At 61.1% G+C, this 18,109-nt stretch carries 16 protein-coding genes and 1 riboswitch; of the genes, 8 read left to right on the top strand and 8 right to left on the bottom strand.

Annotation, left to right across the window (positions count from 1 at the left end; genetic code table 11):
• Positions 1 to 96: 96 nt before the first annotated feature.
• Positions 97 to 1,089: an HNH endonuclease signature motif containing protein gene (locus L0B83_RS02220; protein WP_234756534.1), complete on the bottom strand. Its 993-nt coding sequence runs from the start codon at positions 1,087 to 1,089 to the stop codon at positions 97 to 99.
• 524 nt (positions 1,090 to 1,613) lie between these two features.
• Here L0B83_RS02220 and L0B83_RS02215 point away from each other — a divergent pair.
• Both L0B83_RS02215 and L0B83_RS02210 read left to right on the top strand, forming a co-directional pair.
• Positions 1,614 to 3,008: a GmrSD restriction endonuclease domain-containing protein gene (locus tag L0B83_RS02215; protein WP_234756618.1), complete on the top strand. Its 1,395-nt coding sequence runs from the start codon at positions 1,614 to 1,616 to the stop codon at positions 3,006 to 3,008.
• A gap of 418 nt (positions 3,009 to 3,426) precedes the next feature.
• On the top strand, positions 3,427 to 3,846 hold the full coding sequence (locus tag L0B83_RS02210) for a very short patch repair endonuclease (RefSeq protein WP_308193940.1): 420 nt from the start codon (positions 3,427 to 3,429) through the stop codon (positions 3,844 to 3,846).
• Here the strand turns inward: L0B83_RS02210 and L0B83_RS02205 are convergent.
• The 3 genes from L0B83_RS02205 to L0B83_RS02195 form a co-directional block, all read right to left on the bottom strand.
• A complete protein-coding gene (locus L0B83_RS02205) occupies positions 3,811 to 5,067 on the bottom strand; it encodes an MvaI/BcnI family restriction endonuclease (RefSeq protein ID WP_234756532.1) in 1,257 nt (418 codons plus the stop codon). The two genes, L0B83_RS02210 and L0B83_RS02205, sit on opposite strands and share 36 nt — an antisense overlap.
• Positions 5,045 to 6,442: a DNA cytosine methyltransferase gene (locus L0B83_RS02200; protein WP_234756616.1), complete on the bottom strand. Its 1,398-nt coding sequence runs from the start codon at positions 6,440 to 6,442 to the stop codon at positions 5,045 to 5,047. The genes L0B83_RS02205 and L0B83_RS02200 overlap by 23 nt, the downstream gene beginning before the upstream one ends.
• Before the next feature lie 1,156 nt (positions 6,443 to 7,598).
• Positions 7,599 to 8,552, bottom strand: a complete 954-nt coding sequence (locus tag L0B83_RS02195; RefSeq protein WP_234756530.1) for a hypothetical protein — start codon at positions 8,550 to 8,552, stop codon at positions 7,599 to 7,601.
• A gap of 1,153 nt (positions 8,553 to 9,705) precedes the next feature.
• Between L0B83_RS02195 and L0B83_RS02190 the strand changes: the two genes are divergently transcribed.
• Complete coding sequence (locus tag L0B83_RS02190; protein ID WP_234756528.1) at positions 9,706 to 9,888, top strand: YegP family protein; 183 nt, start codon at positions 9,706 to 9,708, stop codon at positions 9,886 to 9,888.
• 37 nt (positions 9,889 to 9,925) lie between these two features.
• On the opposite strand, the gene L0B83_RS02185 is transcribed toward L0B83_RS02190, so the two are convergent.
• On the bottom strand, positions 9,926 to 10,291 hold the full coding sequence (locus tag L0B83_RS02185; protein WP_234756526.1) for a TfoX/Sxy family protein: 366 nt from the start codon (positions 10,289 to 10,291) through the stop codon (positions 9,926 to 9,928).
• A 117-nt stretch (positions 10,292 to 10,408) separates the two neighbouring features.
• On the opposite strand from L0B83_RS02185, the gene L0B83_RS02180 reads away from it, so the two are divergent.
• The 3 genes from L0B83_RS02180 to L0B83_RS02170 are packed head-to-tail and all read left to right on the top strand — an operon-like array spanning position 10,409 to position 12,206.
• Complete coding sequence (locus L0B83_RS02180) at positions 10,409 to 11,164, top strand: GAF and ANTAR domain-containing protein (RefSeq protein WP_234756524.1); 756 nt, start codon at positions 10,409 to 10,411, stop codon at positions 11,162 to 11,164.
• 18 nt (positions 11,165 to 11,182) lie between these two features.
• Entirely contained in the window at positions 11,183 to 11,728 is a 546-nt protein-coding gene (locus tag L0B83_RS02175; RefSeq protein ID WP_234756522.1) for a hypothetical protein, read from the top strand.
• Positions 11,729 to 11,771: 43 nt separating this feature from the next.
• On the top strand, positions 11,772 to 12,206 hold the full coding sequence (locus L0B83_RS02170) for a hypothetical protein (protein WP_234756520.1): 435 nt from the start codon (positions 11,772 to 11,774) through the stop codon (positions 12,204 to 12,206).
• A gap of 15 nt (positions 12,207 to 12,221) precedes the next feature.
• Here L0B83_RS02170 and L0B83_RS02165 read toward each other — a convergent pair whose 3' ends face one another.
• The gene (locus L0B83_RS02165; protein WP_234756518.1) at positions 12,222 to 13,523 is read right to left on the bottom strand and encodes a magnesium transporter MgtE N-terminal domain-containing protein; all 1,302 of its coding nucleotides are present in this window, start codon (positions 13,521 to 13,523) and stop codon (positions 12,222 to 12,224) included.
• A gap of 64 nt (positions 13,524 to 13,587) precedes the next feature.
• Positions 13,588 to 15,249 (bottom strand): Nramp family divalent metal transporter, encoded by a 1,662-nt coding sequence (locus L0B83_RS02160; protein ID WP_234756516.1) that lies wholly within the window; start codon positions 15,247 to 15,249, stop codon positions 13,588 to 13,590.
• A 255-nt stretch (positions 15,250 to 15,504) separates the two neighbouring features.
• Positions 15,505 to 15,676: riboswitch (M-box (ykoK) riboswitch) on the bottom strand.
• A gap of 47 nt (positions 15,677 to 15,723) precedes the next feature.
• Here L0B83_RS02160 and L0B83_RS02155 point away from each other — a divergent pair.
• Complete coding sequence (locus L0B83_RS02155) at positions 15,724 to 16,089, top strand: ArsR/SmtB family transcription factor (protein ID WP_234756514.1); 366 nt, start codon at positions 15,724 to 15,726, stop codon at positions 16,087 to 16,089.
• A 56-nt stretch (positions 16,090 to 16,145) separates the two neighbouring features.
• Positions 16,146 to 16,424, top strand: a complete 279-nt coding sequence (locus L0B83_RS02150; RefSeq protein WP_234756512.1) for a YciI family protein — start codon at positions 16,146 to 16,148, stop codon at positions 16,422 to 16,424.
• 68 nt (positions 16,425 to 16,492) lie between these two features.
• Here L0B83_RS02150 and L0B83_RS02145 read toward each other — a convergent pair whose 3' ends face one another.
• Positions 16,493 to 18,073: an MFS transporter gene (locus tag L0B83_RS02145; protein ID WP_234756510.1), complete on the bottom strand. Its 1,581-nt coding sequence runs from the start codon at positions 18,071 to 18,073 to the stop codon at positions 16,493 to 16,495.
• Between the last annotated feature and the right edge of the window lie 36 nt (positions 18,074 to 18,109).

The raw sequence follows: 18,109 nt of genomic DNA, 5'->3' as shown, positions 1-18,109 counted from the left end.
TTCCATCCGCGGTTAGCCGCGTATTCCAGCTGCAGGAGGGCGGTTATGTTCGTGTACTGCTCCAGAGGTGGTGCCCAAGTTCCACTGTTGGGCGCCTCAGGGCGATCGTGGATGCCACCGGAGGTCGGGAGTATTTGCGCCCGCCTGATCAACCTTGCCGGAATGGGCTTGGCGGTGCCATGCAAAGTAGCCGCGTGATCGCTCGTCGTGAGCCCGACATTTACGACCGGCGAGGCCCTCTATCCGGGCACTGACCTGCTTGGACGCCGGCTTGCACGCTTGGATGAGGCCTGACTCGTCGACGACGATGTAGCCGAGCTCGAACAGCGCGTCGCAGCCGAAGAGGCAGGCGAGCATGGACACGTTTCGAGTGTCCATGCGTTCCTTCTCCGAGCAGTCCTTACGGGGCTTGATGTGAGCGGCGACCAGTAGTTGTTCCGGGAAGGAATGACCACAGATCGAACAGGAGCTGCCCCTGAGCAGCAGTTGTTGGTTCCGTAGGAAGCGCTGCTCTGTGCGAATTGCCCCTAATGTCCATTTATCGCTCGGACCACCGAGGTGTTGGTCGGCCGACGCAGCCTCGGGCGGCCCTTCACAAGGGCCGTCAGTGATCTCCAGCCCAGCTTTCTGCAACAGCTGCAGGGCACCTTCTCTGGACACGTCAAAGAAGTAGCCCCTCATCGGCGTGCCTTTTATGGTTAGGGGGCGCTTTCCGGGAGGCAAAATGTCGCGAATGTCGTCCCATGGGATGTGGACTTCACGGACAGGGTCCGTTAGCACGAGCCTCCCCTCCGTGTCGGCGGGCTCTTTGTACCCACGTGCTGGTGGATATGCCAGCACTGGCAGCGTTGCTGCCCGGCTGATGCCGCGGATCGCGGGACGGACATAGTGCAGGACGATGTCACCTGGTCGGACGTCGAGCAAGGTGTCCCAGAAAGCATTTCGTTGTCCTATGCTGCCTCGCAGGGGTGCCCACAGCGTCCCGTCGGGAAAGACGTCCCGGAAGTTCTCCGATTGGCTAGCCCACCAGAAATTCGCTTCACGAGTGACGGATATCTTCATCGGAACAGGATGGGAGCTGCTGGTCATGTACTCATTCATACTGCATAGCGGCCCGTCCATTAGCTGACGACGCCGTAAGATTCGAGGGGGCTTCACGACGCTCAAGAGTGATGCGGTTCGCGCACTTTCCGCCGGGCAGTTTCGCGGGCAGGGAACGTGGCTCGATGAGGTCCGAAATGGCGAGGCTGAGAGAGAACATCAGCGACGCGCTGACTGCCAGTATTTGATTGCCCGTGAAGGCAAATCGAAATGGTGGTGTGTGAATTTGCCGCTCCGGGGTTCGTCCCGCGGATGCTCGTGGATCGGGACCTCGGGTGATTCAGGGCCGATGAGCGAGTGTTCACGGCGATGCCGTCGGCCGAAGGCCTTTGTCGACGACGCCTACGCGGCGTGAGGGTGGCCGCCACAGAGCGCACCTGCACCAGCACCGGGCTCCGTCTCGTCGCCGCGGACAGGGAAAGGCGTTCCGGGTCAGTCCAGCCTGTGCATCGGCTATCCGTTACTGTTGGTGCAGCGAGATGTCGACGATGTGAAGGGTGGCAGCAGTGACGATGGGGGCGAGTGAAATCAGGGTTGACGCGTGGCAGGTTTCCGCATTTGAGCAGGCGCGGTCATCGGGGACTTTAATCGTCTCACCTGAGTACCAGCGGCGCCCAGTATGGGCATCCAAAGACCAGATGCTGCTAATCGACTCGATCGCTCGGGGTGTCCCCATCGGCGCGATCACGCTGTACGCCGACTCCTCACAGGGATATGACGTCTACGAAGTCATTGATGGAAAGCAGAGGCTGACTTCGCTCCTGAACTTCGTCGGTGACAAGCTCACGATCAAGACCTCATATATCGAGAAGGCTGGTCTCGATGATGACGAATTCGACGTTGCGAACGATGAGGTTACGGTCAACTACCACGATCGGCTGTACTCCGACTTGGAGATCCAGTACAAAATGAGGCTGGGGCAGTACCAGATCCCGATCTTCCTTGTGCGGGGCGATCGATCGGCCGCTATTAGATCTTTTGCCCGCATGAACCGAAGCACTTACTCTTTGAAGCCCCAAGAGATCCGGAATGCCTTCTTTACGGGCACCGCTTTCCTCCAAACGGTCATCGACTGCATCAACGACCTTGATGTAGCTGCGTTCGGCGAGAGTGGCACGTCGGCTTCTTCGCTTCTCGTCAAGATGGGCGGGATCTCGGCTGGATCATGGGACCGCATGCAGGACCTGCAGCTGATCTCTGAACTGCTGGTCCTTGTGCTCCACGACGTGCAGCACCGACGCGACTCGCTCGACGAATTCTACGGCCTATACCGCGATCCGAAGGGTGACGCTGCGAAGAAGCTGGCCGACGCCACCAAGCGGCTCCGTGCAATCCTCCTGCAGATCTGGCAACTGGCCCAAGAGACCAGTCTGCAGGCATACCACTTCCCTTCGTCCTGCGAGCACGACCTCTACGGGTTGGTGGGCGCACTGCACATGCGTGGGCCCTTGAGTAAGCCACAGATGGACAGGTTGGGCAAGGAGTTGATTGACGTGGTGTCGGCATTTCGCTCCGAGACCGAGAAGTACGTGGATAAGGTCCGCAAAGGCGAGACTCCTTCGCCGGGGGAATTCGAACCCCTCGTGGAGCAGTACGGCCGTGGGTTCCTGGGCGGGCAGACCAACTCGAAGGCCCGCCGTCAGGAGCGCATAGATGTCTGGGTCGAAGTCATCAACGGCATGGTATCGACACTCGACGACAAGTCCGCCTTCACCGAGACACAACGGCGCCTAATCTGGGCGCATTCGGCCGACAAGATTTGTGCTAGGTGCGGCGAGGTTGTCGAATGGGACGGATTCCACGCCGGGCATAGACTGGCCTGGTCGCTGGGTGGGCGGACCGTGGTCGAGAACGGCCAAGTCGAACACGCCGTGTGCAACGTGTCTGCTGGTGCCACCGGCGTGTGACCTTCGGGCTCGTAAGGCCGGGGAGGTGCTCCGCTCTATAGGGGGCTAGGAGCACCACGACCTTTCGAGGCCGTCCGATTTTTGGGGCTCGAGGCCGGCCCGAGGTCAGGGTTCGGCGCTGGAGCGCTTCTTGGAGCAGGCGCGGATGTCGGTGGCGGGGGGGCCAGACGCACGGGGCGCGCGGCGGCCGTTGCGGGACTTGCAGTCGGCTTCCCGGCCAGTCATGTGGCGACGGACGTCGTTAGTCTGAGCCGTTGAAAGTTCATGCCTATGACGGGCTTGCTGCTCATGATGCGTGCCCGCTTCAATTGTCCCCGTGATCATCTCAACAACTCATCTCATCATTTCGCCGTAGTCGGTGTCCTCGTCGTCTTCCGGGCACTATCGTGTGTCGCGGAAGAGGTCTGTGCAGGGCAGGATGGAGGTTATGGCGGACTTTATGAGCCCGGAGCAGCGAAGCGTCCATATGTCCAAGATCCGGTCCAAGGACACCAAGCCGGAACTCTTGCTGCGTCAGAAGCTGCATGCCTTGGGATACCGTTATCGTCTCCATGATCGTCGGCTGCCCGGACGACCGGACCTAGTTTTCGCCGGCCGGGGGAAAGTGATCTTCGTTCACGGGTGCTTTTGGCATGGCCATAGCTGCCCCGTCGGATCCCGTCTGCCAAAATCCAATACCGAGTTCTGGTCGGCGAAAAGAGCCCGGAATCAGGAGCGTGACGCACTTCAGCTCCCTTTGCTGGCGGATCTTGGGTGGGAGGTCCTTGTCGTGTGGGAATGCGAGGTGAAAACGGACCCGGAGCTAATCGAAAAGGTCAAAGGGTTCCTGAACCGTTAGCAGCGGATCGACCGGACTGCTGGCTACTGGAGATGTCAATCTGACCGGGCGAAGGTCGTGGTAAATCGGGCGCGGGAAAAGCTCGTCGAAGTGTTTCTTGTTGATCTTAAACAGTGGGCCGCGTTCACTGACCCTTCCATGTTTACGAAAGATCAGGTGATCAACGGTGATGGTCCCGGCAGCCAGCATCGGGGCGACCTGCTGGAGGATCGGTTTGGTTGTTTGCATGACGGATTTGAAGTGGATGGATTCGATTCCGCCTTCCTTGCGGGATTCGGCCTGAACCCAAAAGGTGTCGGCGTGCTTTTCTGCCAGCGCCTCCCGGAGTCCGTCAAGCCGCCAGGTGACGGGATGAGGAACCGCGGGATGGGTCGAGGTTTCGTGGAGGAGCCCCGCCTTTTCGTCCACGTGGAGGCCGAGCCCTTGTGAGTTCACCACTTTGGAACTGACGGTGCAGTACAGCTTGAAATCTTCTTCACGTGCGTAGCCGAACTCGTCGAGCATGTCCCGCGAACTCTTGAGCTGGCTGATGTCCCAGTCGGGGACTTTTGCGAAGAGGGTTTGGCTGCGACTTGATGCCCCCGCTCGGGTGGATTTGATTTCCACGCCCTTGTAGTCCGGAGCTTTGCGGGAGTTCGCCTTGACCCCCAACTCGCTTTCAAGAAGGTGGCCCACGCCGGTGTCGCCGGCGCGGATTGTGGGGATGAATCCCCGGGCGGAGATGCCTTGAAGCATTTCGAGGAGTTCTTCGAAGACGCTTTCTCGTCCGCCGACCAGAGGTTGGAGCAGTTGCCGATAGCCGCCCAGTTGGTGGGCAGCGCTGCTGAACCGGACGTGCGTGGCATTAAGGACCCAGATGCGGTCCGTTGCCCAGACGCTGACGAGGATATCCCCGGGCTGGCAGTATTGCTTTAGCCTTGAGAACCAGACCCGGGGGTCGCCGTTCTTTGTGATGGGGCGGTACAGGCTCGCCGGCGCGTCAATAACGTCGCCGGCGAGCGTAATAATGCTGGCGGGGACCATCCGCTTCGCATCGGTTCCTTGAGGCTGGGCATCGTAGTCGTGGATGCCCTGTCCCTTGAGGAATGCCCTGTACTCGGCGGTGGCATCCATGATGCTTTTGCCCAAACCTGTTGAGGTGGGTTCAAGTAGTCCAAATTCCAGGCTGTAGCGGGTGAGGAAGCCGAGGTTTTCTACCTCAAGGTCGGTCAGTTCCCTCACTGCGTGTTTCCCCCAAAAGTGCGGCTATGCGGTTTCCTACCGCCAAGGATAGCCAGGGGGAGACGGCGTTTCCTACTTGCGAATATTGGGGTACTTCCACGCGACGACGGTGCGCTCCAGTCGTTTCCTTGCCGAGGAATTCAAACCCGGCGGGGAATCCCTGGAACCGTGCCAGTTCACGGACGGTAAAGATCCGCGGTTCTACCGGGTGGACGTAATCGTCGGGCAGCGTCACCACGGTCCGTGCCGGCTGGTGCCAGCCCAGCACCTTTTGGGAGTGCTTCTTCGTGGCAAGCTTCTGTACAAGGTGGCATAACTCGTCCAACGTCTGCGCCAGCTCGGTCCCGTCAGGAGCAATCGCTGGCAGCGGGGCGTCCACGAGTTGCGTCTTGGCGTAAAGGGCCGCGTCCGATTCCGGAAGCGCTGCGGCGCGGCTAATGATCCGCTGGTCCAGCCCGCTGTTTGCCAGATACTGGTAGAGCCGGAACCGCTCGGTCGTCCGCGCAGCATGATTTCGAGGGACGTGGTTGCGTTCTTGCGCGGCCGGTTTCCGGCGCAGCTTCCAAGCAGGGCTCCGCATTTCGCGCTGGTAGTCCCGGTTGCCAGTATTCCTCCCCTTGGGCGCATGTGGCGAAAGGTCCGAGATCGCCTGTGCAACTGTCCTGACGTTCTCCCGAGACACCGTCGGTACGGGCGCGAGGTCAGGAAGTGGGTAGGACAGGTTATCAATGAAATCCGACTTCCAAAGTTTCCCGGTCGATGTGACCTTCTTTGCTTTGGCGATGTCGGAACGGAGGGCGATGATCATCAGGCGGGGCCGGTGCTGGGGGGCGCCGTAATGCATGGCGTTGGCTTGGACGCCTTGGACAACATATCCGGGTTCCGTTTCGGCCAACGCGATCTGCAACTGCACGAAGGAAGATTCGTCTTGGGAGCTGAACTTCTGGTTCATGCCGACGACGTTTTCGATGACGACGGCCTTCGGCTTCGTGCGCGCCACGAACTCCAGATACTCCCAGGGGAGCTTATTTCTAACGTCTTCAGGGTTGCGTCGGCCTGCCAGCGAAAACCCTTGGCAGGGCGGCCCGCCAACCACGAGGTCGATTCCCTCCGCTTCGAGGCCGTCCATCAGTGCGTTTTCGCCTAACAGCACGTTCAGTTCGCGGACCAGGACCCCCCGACCTACTTGATCTGCGACAGGTGAAGCAAGGTAGCGGTTCCATGCAATCGGATCCGACGCGTCATCCACCAGATTATGGAAGAACGTCCTTGCCGCCATGTCGGATTTCTCCACTGCGACGACAAGTTCACCTCCCGCGCGTTCGATACCAAGGGAGAGGCCACCACAGCCGGCGAAAAGGTCAACGTATTTCATCACCCATCCATTCTGACGTACCGGTCCGACAAAAGTCCAGGCGACTGCCTGGTCGCATGGCCTCAGGGTACCTTCACCAGACGCGAGTTGGTCGAAAGAGGGGCGTCGGAGCCCGTCATTGCCGTCAAAGCTAGCGACGCTCAGGAGCGAAGGGCCTTTAAAGGCCCGTTCGTGGGCCGCCTGACCAAGTTGTTTCCGCAAACGTCCTTGGTAGCTAGGGATTCGAGTAAGCGGGCGTGAGCGAGTGTTCGTAACCTTCGTCGGTTGAGTGTGGTGCATACAGTTCACTTCGTCGAGGTTCCTCGCGTCATAGCCTGTCCCAACGGCCGGGCTCCTTGTAGACAAGAACCACAGTGTCGATGCTGGCTGAAGGACTTGCCGATATCTTCTCCGAGTCTCCTCAGCGATAGACCTTGGGCGAGGTACGCGGCTGAGTGCGCCGCCGCAAGCCGTATGGCGGAGCGACGCTGCGCACACTCAAACCTACGGATCTGCGCCGCCTTGCGATTGACCCTCAGGAAGCCAGGAATCTCCTCCAAGGCCGTGGACTTCCAAGGCGATTTGATTCCCATCTGGCCGCAGCCAGATGTGCCACGGTTAGGGCGGCCAAGGCCATCCCAGTCCAAGCCAGGCTACCGGTCAACACCCAGAGTGCAACCACGTCTCCGATGGATGTCAAAGTTCCTGTCTTCCTCGTTCAATGCCCGGTGAACCCTATTTGCCCCTGCGCGTGAAGACACGGATCCAAAGGGTAGCGGCTTTCTTCCTTGCAGAGGAGGTTTACTGAGTGGCCGCGCGTCAGGAGGGCAAAGGAGCATCTGGAGCCTAGTTCGATACTCGTTTAACGGCTGCAGCGTCTAAACGAGTATCGGCACAAGACATGTAGTGGCCTGCGTCGCCGCGCACAACGCTCTCATGCGGGTGGCCCGCAGGCTCGCAACCCGAAGGAGCAATCCGGCGGAGAAAATCCTGCGAAGGCACAAGCTGACGAGGTTCGGGCTCGTTTCTTCATTGCCGGTAGTCCGGCCTGTCGGCAGCTAGGGTCCGAATCTTGGATGCATGCCAGGGTAATCGGACTCTTGGTAGGGTCTGCAACATCTATTATGTGCGCGTCCGTGGTTCGAAGGCGGACAATCGACAGGCGGTGACAAGGAACTCAAACGTGGAAATCTATGTCAAGAAATTTCCGAGTAAGTTCTGGATCGGCCGAAATCTCACGGTCAACATGGTTCTGTATGCTTCCCGCAAACTTTTCGCTGAAGTTATTCGTCAGAAAGTCTGAAAAGCCAGTTGCAACCCCCGGTTTTGTGGGCTTCCCCCAATAGTTTCCGCCGGAAAGGCCAAGTACTCGTGTAACAGGAACTTTACCTACCTCAAACTTAGAACCCCTATTTGTCGGAACCGTCATGAATGCATACTTGATAGAACTGTCATGAAAACTTTTTGGGGTTACGCCATTGCGACCCAGCTGAATCGAACTCACGTTTACAAATGGCATGCTTCGATAGATGAGATCCCAGAGCATGGGAATCTGCGCGTTATCATTCCAATTCGTTTTGCATTGAACAATCGCGACCGAACAGGCAAGCGTATCTTCTTTGATTCGATGATCTATTTTTCCAATGGTCAATACGTCGGTTGACTGAGGGTCAACGCCGGGTACCGAGTAGACAACCACATCGGACTCCGTGGTCGTCGAATATCCGTGAAGCGTGACGGAAATTGCATCCGTGATAATAGTCGGTGTGTTTGCTTTGGTTCGCTTGGCTGCCAGCAGGTCCGTGCCATGGCATACAAAATTCAGGTACCAGGTGATGAAGCACTCCCAGACGACGCCGCCGACTGATACGTCCTGCTGTGTTCTTTGGGGATGGTCAGCGCTGGACATCGTCGTGGCTTCCGATAGCTGCTCCGCCCTTATGGCCGCCGGCACGGCGAGGAAAATTTCGCTCAGGCGGTTACCTAACAGATATATATCTTCGCCGGAAGGGTCGTCCACTATGTATTTCGCCATTTCGTGTCGAAGGTGTGGCCAAGTCTCTCTAAAAGAACGAATTGTGAAAAGCCTTGACATCATTTTCATGCGAAAAATATCTACCGGACCGGGCACGAGTCTCCATTAGCTGATGAAATTCTTGGTAATGGTCTATATTGTGTGGCACGCGGCGTCGACCATCATTTGGATCCATATTACGCTATGTTGCTGCTTTCAAAAAAGGCCGAGTGATCCACAGGCGTAATATTTGCGTATTTGCGGTGCATCGGGAAGGGAATCAGCCGCGGGCCGTTCACCCAATACAGTGTTCATTGCACCCGATTAGTAGAGGCTAGGGTCTTGATGGAGAGCCTGCGAGCACGGAGCAACCGGTATAGGTAATCCCTGTAATCTCACGTTCATGCATTCAGGGCGGCTACGGAAACAACTCGCCGCCGCGAAGATCGGTCATCCCACCTACGTTCATGTATGCCTCCAAGCCATCTCGACCGATACGCCACACCCGATCCAACCGAGAAACGAGGCGGGGTTGCTGTCGCGGCAAGGGCGAATGATGATACTGCCGGGGCAGGTGACGACAGATTTTGGCTGTTCGCCCGGTTTCCCTTAACCGTTAGCGCACTCTCACTTTAATGGGCGCTGGGCTCCATTTTGCCAGAGGCTGTATTTGCAGTTTGGAGTGCCCGGCGCGACGGCCTGCTGCGCCCCGTAACCCATCCCGGCTGGCGAGCGCTGCGCACCCGCCGTCGCTCGCCGAAATAAAGTCAAATCGGTTGACATGACGTAAGTCACTTTTTATATGCTGGAATTGGTCAAGCAGCTGGCTTCTCGACGTAATTGCGAGGAGGTCAGTCATGGCACCGATTAAACCCAGTCGCCCCAATGTGCATGGTCGAAGGGCTGGCCATTTCGACGTTCGCGCCGTACAGCGCGGGCCGTCTTGGGCGCAGGAAGCCCCCAGCGACCCCTTGCGCGGCTTCCTACCCAGGCAAACCGCGATCCAAAAGCTTTTCCGGCGATGGCCATTTGTGCCAACGCGCGAACTGGAACGTATCCGGCAGGTGCTTCTTCACTGCGACGAGATAGCCCCTCCGGCCGCAACCCACCGGCTCTCCGAACCAGGCCAGGCGCTATTGGATCTTGTGGCGGGCGAACTGGAGCGGCGACGCGAATCGGGACAGCAGCAGCCGCCCGCAGCCAGCCCGGCTACAGGGCAGCCCGGACTTCCCAAGCGTTCTTCCGGTCGCCGTCGGGAGGGTCTTGTCTAATGGCAGGACACTTTGAAGTGTTTACGGACGAAACCTGCGGCGGTTGCAGGGTGCGGCTCGTTGACGAGTTCGGCGATGAACTTGCAGTCTCGATTCCCTTTCGCGACACGGACGCCGCAGCCCGGGCGATATATGCCGTCCGTGAGATTGCGGCGAGCGGGCTGGTAGAAGACCACACTTAAGAATCTTGAGCTTAGCGGCGGCCGGGCGCAGCGGCGCTCACTTCTTCGACGAACGCGCTTTAGCGGCCTTCGGCGGAAGAGTCGCAACGTAGGCGAAGGCCTTTTCGAGCCATTCCGCCGTCTGCTCTTCGTCTGCGCTCAAAGCTTCCGGCAAGCCGACGTAGCCACCCATCGGTCGGCCTTCCGGGCCGAATGGGCGCGTTTGGTGCGCGGTTTCGAGGGCCTCCCGGTCGGCGTCGGAAAGCCTGACGCCGATCATCGGACCGAACAGTCCGGCGAACATGTTCCCGTTGACGAAGGCGCCCAGGTTGCCGAACATCGGCTTGACCACCACATCCGGGTTGTCGGGGACCACCGCGCGGAAGTGGTCCTTGTCGGCGTCGGACGGTTTGGGAATCTGCATGTGTCTGCTCCGGGGTCGGGGATCGAAAGCCTGGGACTGCATGCAGCATACGACGGCGGGATGCCGGCTGCCAGCGCCGGCACTGTTCCATGCGAACTGGAACAGTAGAATCGAAGAATGTCGAGTTCACCCGAATCCGAGCCTGCGGAGCAGCAGCTTCAGGGCATTTTGGACCTTCAGTCTGTGCTGGTAGGCGCGGAGAATGGATCCGAGTTCCTTACCGGGCTGTCCCGGCTCGCGGCGGCCTCGATTTCCGATGCTGTGGGCGACGAGGTCGAATGTGCAGTCACCGTCAAAGTGAAACGCCGTCCCCTCACTGCCGCGGGCAGCAGCGCACGCGCCGTCGAGATTGACCGGCTTGAGCAGGCTATCGGTGACGGCCCCTGCATCGCCGCACTGCGGGAGATGTCCCCGGTGATCATCGACGACGGGGCGACCGACCCGCGCTGGCCGGCGCTCACCAAGAAATTCACCGAGATAGGCGTTCATAGCTCCTTGGGGATTCCCATGGAAATCAGCGAGGAAGCAAGTGCCGCGCTGAACTTTTTCGCATCGAAGCCAGGCGCGTTCACCCCGGATGTCTTCGACAAGGCCGTCGGCTTTGCCGCTGCTGCCCGCGACATACTCCACCTGTCCGTGCGCATCGATTCCGCCCACTACCGGGCAGAAAACCTGGAATCAGCCATGCAAAGCAGGACAGCGATCGACGTGGCCTGCGGCGTCATCATGGCGCAAAACAGATGCTCACAGGCCGAAGCGATGGAAATCCTCACCAGGGTCTCCAGCAACCGCAACCGCAAACTACGGGACGTGGCTGCCGAACTGATCGGACAGGTCTCCGGCGACAGCGTGGAAACGCACTTCGAGGGGTAGCCGCCGTAGACTCTGTCCATGTCGAGTCGTGGGGGAGCGAGGCCAGTCCTTAATGGTGCTGTAGCCGCCGTGCTGGGTTTGCTGTTGTCCGGTGACCTGGCAGCGTGCACCTACGAGGGTCCCGACGATCCGGTGCGGACAGCCGCCGCCCAGAAAAGCAGCCGCCCCGCGCCTTCCGTGCCGACGAAGAGCCCGGAGGTGCTCGACGCCGAGAAGCGCAACTACGCCGAATTGGAAAAGCGCCTTGCGGCGGCCCAAAATTCCGCGCTCCTTCGCGATTCCGGACCGGCCGACGGGCCCGGTGTTGGTTTCAGCAAAACGGGCAAGGTGACCACCGCAGGCCGCTACACGGTCTCGGCGGCTTGCGTTGGTATCCCGAACGCACAGATATTCATCTCTTCTTCAGCGCTGAAGGAGATGTTGCGGCTTGATGTTGATTGCTCTGGCGTTTCGACGAAGGTTGTCGAGCTGCCGGAGGGCTACGTTACGGCAGCCCTGATGCGACGCGACCCGAATGGTCCGTGGACGGGAGCGGTCGCGGGAGTGAGAATCACGGCTGAATGAGTCGCACGAAGGGAATCCATTGGTCACGGAGGAGGCGCGCGGAATGAAGCTCCCGCGGCTGCTGCGGATCGTGCTCGGGGTGCTGGCCGCCGTCGTCGTGGCCTTGGCTGTGTTCATCCGTGGGGGTGCCGGCTCTGTCTGCCCCGCGGTCGGGCACGCCTACACCGGTGACGCGGAGTTGGTTTTTGCGCACGAGCCAACGTCGGTTTCGGCATGCTTCGGGGAAGGCTGCACCCCGGCCCCGTTGACTAAGACCCGGGATAACAGGTGGCTGGTGCCGCAATCTTCGCCCTACCTCGTGCCGCCCGTCAGTGTCACTTCTGTCTCCGTGGCTGCGGTGGACTCTTCAGGTGTCCGTATGGCGCACGTCCTGCCGATCGAAACGGAGCCGACCGGGGAGCACCCTGATGGACCCGGATGCGGCGGGCCCGTGCGGTTTAAGCCAGTACAGGTGCCGGGCGCAATGCCCGGCACCTGACGAAGGCCAGCTTGTCTAGCGGCTGGTCTGACCCTGCGGCTCGGTGTGGCTGTTGCCTGGTGCCGCGCGGTTGTGTTCGCGCCGTGCCCAGTCGTCGGGGATCGCGGCTTCCAGGGCGTCGTCAACCGTGACGACGCCCAGAACACGACGGTCGGCATCCACCACAGGGAGGGTGAGCAAATTGAAGTCAGCCATTGTGGTTGTTACTTCAATGATGTCGTCGCCGGGCTGCGCGCTGACGGGCTCGGGGTCGGCCACCTCGCCAAGCATCTTCGTCGGGTCCGACTGGAGTGCTTGGACAAGCCCGATGGCACCGGCGAGCGTTCCGTCCGGGTGGAGGGAATAGATGGTGGTCAGTGCCTCAGGCTGCTGGGTGGTGGCCGTCCGGATGCTGTCGATTGCCTCTGCCACGGTGGCAGTGGCGGGCAGCGCCGTGTAGTCGGTGCCCATCAGTCCGCCAGCCGTTGCGTCATGGTAGCCAAGGAGCGCCATGACCTTGGCGTGCTGGACCGCGGGCAGGAGCTCGAGCACCGCCATCCGACGGTCCTGCGGGAGGTCCATGACAGCATCGGCGGCGTCGTCTGCCCGCATGTGGGCGAGCACGTCCGCGACCTCCGCGTCGCTGCGGTCCTTCAGGATGCGTGACTGGCTGTCGTCGTCGAGCTCTTCGAAGACATCCGCCTCAAGCTCCGGGTCGGTATGCACCTGGGCGAGCAGTTCGTGCTGCTCTTTGCCCGAGGATTCCTCGATGAGGTCGGCGATCTGGGCTGGCTTCATTTTGCGGAAACGCGCCGAGGCCGAGCGCACTTTGCTGGAGTCCTTGTGGCCGATGAGAGGCAGGAATTGGTTCCAGTCGCGCGCAGCGTGGGGTTTGTGCGTGCGTTCGGTGCGGAACCACCGCGGTTTGTGCACGTCGAGTCCGGTGGCTTCCCAAGAGCCGCCGTTCTGGCTGAGTTCGACGTCGTAGGCCTTGACCATGATGGTGCGTTCGGTATCGATGAGCCGGTGTCCGAGGACGTCTTCCTTGAGCAGGACTTCTCCTTCGCGCCGGCTGAACGGGCGGAGGTCCAGCTTGGTGGTGCGCAGCCGGATACGCTCGGCCTCGATGCCGACAACGTCTTCAAGGGTCACGAAAATCTTGTTGCCGCCCACGTCGATGACCAGGCCGCTGAGCGTCGGGTACGCGGCGTCGCGCAGCCGGACGATGACGTCGGCCAGGACGCCGATCTGGTTGTCCTTGGAATCCAGGACGGGCTGGCGAAGGAGGGTTGAAAGCATGAAGCGCTGTGCGCGTGCGGTGTCGTTGGTGGTGCTCATCGCTGGGAGCCTTTCAGGTCATGAGGTTTTGATGGTCCTGTGGTGGAATTTACGCTGTGGGGATTCAGCCGCCAAGAGCGAGCTGGACCACCCGTACGATGACCAGGATCATCGCGATCAGCAGGTAGGCGCGCAGCACGGTTAGGCCGGCCCTGCGGGCGGTGGAGAGTTTCGGCGCCTTCAAGAGCGCCAGTGGCGGCATCCGCCATTCGCGGCGCACCGCGTGGCTGACCGCTTCCCGGGCGGGGCCGGGCCGGAAGGCCCGGTAGACCAAGTAGGCGATGCAACCAAGCAGGCACACGCCGCCGCCGATGAAGATGATCGCGACGATCGTCTCCCCGGTCATGTCAGGGAACAGGACGCTCGAGGTCAGGACGAGTGACAGGATCACCAGGATGCCGATGATGAACGAGGTGAAAATGTTCAGGAATTTGCCGTTCACCCATGGGCCGAGGACCTGCCTGTCGTTGCACAGCAGCAACAGGAACACGGTCGCGGAGGGGAGCAGCACACCGGCAAGAACCTGGACGCCGACCGTCAACAGGCCCAGCGGCGCACCCGGGATGAGGACGATGATTGCCGAGATCAGCAGGATCCCGGCGAAGACGGCGTAGAAGCCCTTCGCGTCGGTGAACTTGCGGTGCAGGGAGTGCTTGAGGCCCAGAACGTCACCAAGGGCGTACGACGTCGAGAGGCCCACCGCCGCGGCGCCGATGATCGAGGCGTCGATCAGGGCGACAGCGAAGAGCACACCGGCGGTCTTGCTGACGTATTTTTCGAGGCCGACGGCGACTCCTCCGGCGTCAGTGAAGTTCCCGAACTCAGGCTGCCCTGCAAACGTTGCCGCAGTGAATCCCATGATCGCCGCAGCCCCGACAACTACGATGGCGATGCCGATCCAGAGGTCTGCCTTTTCGTAGTTGATGAAGCGCGGGGTGATGCGCTTGTCGATCAGGTAGGACTGCTGGAAGAACAGCTGCCAGGGCGCAATGGTGGTGCCGACGATCGCGATGATCAGCAGCGTCACTGTGGACAGCTCTGAACCCTCCGGAACACCAGGGACCACGAAGTCGTGGGCCATCTGGCCCAGGTCCGGGTGGACCATCACGATGATCGGAATGAGCAACAGGGAGCCGGCCACGAGTGTCATGCAGACCCGTTCGAAACGCTTGAACGATCCGGTGGAGGCGGCAGCGATGATGATGGCTGCCGCCACAAGGACGCCGATGACCTTCGGGATGCCCAGGTAATCAAGGCCGAGGCTGATGCCGATGAACTCCGTGACGATGGTGAGGGCGTTCAAGATGAACAAGTCGATGACGCTGAACGCGCCCCAGAACTTGCCGAACCGCTCCAGGATGAGCCGCGCGTGCCCCACACCGGTCACGATGCCGAGCCGCAGGACCATCTCCTGGTTGACGTAGAGGACGGGAACCAGGAGCAGGAGGGTCCACAACAGCGACGTGCCGTAGTTCTGGCCGGCCTGCGTGTACGTGCCGAACGCGCCGGCGTCGTTATCTCCGACCATCACGATCAGGCCAGGCCCGACGACGGCCAGGAGGGTCTTCAGCTTGGCCTTCCAGCCGCCGCCGGACTGCTCCTGGTCTACCTTGATGGTGCCGAAGGCACCCTTGATGTCGCCGACGTGCGCGCTGTCGAGGGCTGCTGTTGCTTTGTGGGCTGCGGGCATGGTGGGCTGTGGACCCGTGTTGATGTTCATGGGCATGGGGTGTCCTTCCCGGGACATGAAGACATCCACCCAGGGCATGCTGAAGGCATGCCGGCTTGGGCTCAGGGTGGAGGTCGCGGGCGACTAGTTGGGGGGAATTACGCAAACGCAGGCCAGGCCGGCGTCAAACACTGGATTCAGTGCCGCGAAGAGGCGGCACCGCTGGATCGACTATGATCACCACTCATTCGGTGACCACCTCCAATCGGCGCTCTGCACAGCCAGGGAGGAGGCCGGGCGTCCCACCCGGCGGTTGCCCCTCCTCGTAAGACCTTTGGCACTTCGCGGCGTAAACCCGGCGTTCCGGGAGCCAATCGGGGCCACCCCTTAAAGCCGGGGGGGCCTGTCCTGACCCGGGGCGTCTCTCGACGTTGGGGGTCGCTGGCATGTTTCCACGAAGGAGCCTCAGCTAACGAACGGCACCTTGCTCAATATATATACCTCATTTGGGCGGTATGAAACAATATAAGCATGGATGCAGATAATGCCGTGTGCGGCCGGGAACCGGACAGCCAATACGTCGAGCTCGCCGTCGAAGTCTTCGCGATGCTCGCCGACGCCACCCGGGTCCGAATCATCCTTGCACTGCGCGACGGCGAATTGCCGGTCAACCAGTTGGCGGAGCTGGTCCACAAGACCCAGGCATCGGTCTCCCAGCACCTGGCCAAATTGCGCCTAGGTCGGGTTGTCACCACAAGGCAAGCCGGAACCCGGGTCTACTACCGCCTCGCGAATGAGCACGTCCGCCAACTCGTCACCGACGCCATCTTCCAAGCCGAACACTCCCTCGAGGGAACGCCCCGCCACCACCACGGCGATATCGTGGGTGAGGCTTGAGCTGCGTGTACCAGAGTGGCACTCCGTAGCAGAGTTCGCACTGTAAAGTTTGGCGAATGGAATCCGTTGTGCTGTACACCCTGCGCGAGGGCGTCGACCGCTCGCGTGTTGTCGAAACGTACCCCCGCCACAAGGCCTACTACGAGGCGTTCCACGCTGCTGGTGGTGGACTCATTTCCTTGGGGCCGTTCCTGTCCGCGGATCAGCCCGCAGGGTCGATGGGGATCTTCACCTCACGCGAGGAGGCGGAGCGGTTCGTCGCCGGCGATCCGTTTGTCACCGAAGGGCTCGCCGACCCGAACATTCTCGAGTGGAACGCCGTCCACCTCGCTTAGGACGCCCGCTCGCGTAGGACGCCCGCTCGCCTAGGAGCTGACTCGTTGGGGGAGCGCGCCAAGGCGTTTCACTGGGGCGGTAGGTTTCGCGACTGGAGCGGCTCGGGGGCCGACGTCGGTCCGGTTCCGTAAGGTTCGGTGCCGTCCGGTGCGGGGCCGTCCGGTGCGTCGACGCGGCCGGGCAATAGCGCGAGCGCAGCCAGTGCGGCGGCGATTGCGATGCCGACGCAGATCCAGAGCGTGGTGGACATGCCGGTCTCGAACGCGTCGCGGACGGTGTCGCCGATCTGGGGCATTTTGGTAGCCACAGCCAGGCCTTGGAAGACTCCCGACTTGACCGTGTCCGCCACGCTCCCGGGCAGGTTCGCCGGGAGGACAAGATGCTGTTGGTAGGCCTGGCTCAGGGCGCTGCCGAGGACCGCGGCCCCGAGCGGGCCACCGGTCTTCTGGAGGGCCTGAAACACCGCGGACGCTTGATTGGACTTGTCTGCAGGGACGTTCCGCAGTGCGACGGATGCCGCCGTGACCAACCCGAGCCCCATGCCGAGTCCTGCGATCGCGAGCCAAACGGCCATGTAGAGATCGCTGGAAGGAGCAGCCATCCTGGCCCCGAGGAAGACGCCTACCGCCATGACCAGGTAGCCGCCTGTCGCAACCGCCTTGGGACCAAACAGTTTCGCCACAGGGTCGCCCAGGGCCGCCGCAACGATGAATCCCGCGATAAGCGGGAGCAGCCGCAAGCCCGAGCCCATCGCATCCTCGTTCCGGACCGCCTGCCAGTACAAGGGCAGGATGAACAACATTCCCACCATCGCGAACTGGCCGATCCACGGCACGATGGTACCGGCGGTGAAACCTCGGGCCCGGAACAACGACGGCGGAATGAGGGGCGCTTGGCCTGTAGCGGCCATGTGGTGTTCCCACCCCGCGACGACGATCAGTGAGATCAGGCCGCCGCCGATCCAAGTGAGCGCCTCGGCGTCTGCCCAGCCGTTGCTGCCCGCACGCACAAACCCGTAGCAGAGTGCTGCCAGGCCGCCCACGCCGAGGATCAGGCCGACCAGATCAAGCGGATCACGCGTATCGGGCTTGGATTCCGGAACCAGCGTCAGGACCAGCACGAATGCCAGCCCGGCCACCGGCACGTTCATCAGGAAAACCCAGCCCCACCAGAAGTTTGTCAAGATCCAGCCACCCAAAATGGGCCCGATCGGCAGCCCGAGGAAGGTGGCCGCCATCATGATCCCGACCGCCTTTCCCCGTTCGGCGGAGTCGAACATCACCGGGATCACCCCGAGGGTGACCACCGCGATCAGCGCGGCGGCGAAGCCCATGATCGCCCGAGCCGCAATCAGCTGGCCGGGCCCGGTGACATATGCCGACCAGAAGGCACTTCCGCCAAAGATGAGCAGCGCGGCCAACAGTGTCTTCTTGCGGCCCGCGCGGTCCGCGATCACGCTCGCAGGAAGCATTCCTCCGGCCACAGTCAGCAGGAATGCGGTGCTGAACCACTGCAGTTCGGACTGGGTCGCGTTGAGGGCCCGGGCCAGTGTCGGCAGAGCCACGGCGAGAATCGTCGAGTCCAAGCCGATAACAAGGGTGGACAGGCTGAATGCCACCAAGGCCAGCCACTTGGATGAAGTACGCATCGCACAACACCGCCTCAAAGAGTCATCTTCTGTTAT

The organism is Arthrobacter alkaliphilus (genome assembly GCF_021483235.1).
Classification (GTDB): domain Bacteria; phylum Actinomycetota; class Actinomycetes; order Actinomycetales; family Micrococcaceae; genus Arthrobacter; species Arthrobacter alkaliphilus.
This window is presented reverse-complemented; position numbering and strand designations above follow the sequence as displayed.

Coding starts and splice junctions, on each gene's coding strand:
- L0B83_RS02160 (WP_234756516.1), bottom strand. CDS start 15,249: ATGCCCATGAACATCAACACGGGTCCACAGCCCACCATGCCCGCAGCC.
- L0B83_RS02180 (WP_234756524.1), top strand. CDS start 10,409: ATGTCGAGTTCACCCGAATCCGAGCCTGCGGAGCAGCAGCTTCAGGGC.
- L0B83_RS02150 (WP_234756512.1), top strand. CDS start 16,146: ATGGAATCCGTTGTGCTGTACACCCTGCGCGAGGGCGTCGACCGCTCG.
- L0B83_RS02210 (WP_308193940.1), top strand. CDS start 3,427: ATGGAGGTTATGGCGGACTTTATGAGCCCGGAGCAGCGAAGCGTCCAT.
- L0B83_RS02175 (WP_234756522.1), top strand. CDS start 11,183: ATGTCGAGTCGTGGGGGAGCGAGGCCAGTCCTTAATGGTGCTGTAGCC.
- L0B83_RS02145 (WP_234756510.1), bottom strand. CDS start 18,073: ATGCGTACTTCATCCAAGTGGCTGGCCTTGGTGGCATTCAGCCTGTCC.
- L0B83_RS02220 (WP_234756534.1), bottom strand. CDS start 1,089: ATGACCAGCAGCTCCCATCCTGTTCCGATGAAGATATCCGTCACTCGT.
- L0B83_RS02185 (WP_234756526.1), bottom strand. CDS start 10,291: ATGCAGATTCCCAAACCGTCCGACGCCGACAAGGACCACTTCCGCGCG.
- L0B83_RS02165 (WP_234756518.1), bottom strand. CDS start 13,523: ATGAGCACCACCAACGACACCGCACGCGCACAGCGCTTCATGCTTTCA.
- L0B83_RS02190 (WP_234756528.1), top strand. CDS start 9,706: ATGGCAGGACACTTTGAAGTGTTTACGGACGAAACCTGCGGCGGTTGC.
- L0B83_RS02155 (WP_234756514.1), top strand. CDS start 15,724: ATGGATGCAGATAATGCCGTGTGCGGCCGGGAACCGGACAGCCAATAC.
- L0B83_RS02170 (WP_234756520.1), top strand. CDS start 11,772: ATGAAGCTCCCGCGGCTGCTGCGGATCGTGCTCGGGGTGCTGGCCGCC.
- L0B83_RS02215 (WP_234756618.1), top strand. CDS start 1,614: ATGGGGGCGAGTGAAATCAGGGTTGACGCGTGGCAGGTTTCCGCATTT.
- L0B83_RS02200 (WP_234756616.1), bottom strand. CDS start 6,442: ATGAAATACGTTGACCTTTTCGCCGGCTGTGGTGGCCTCTCCCTTGGT.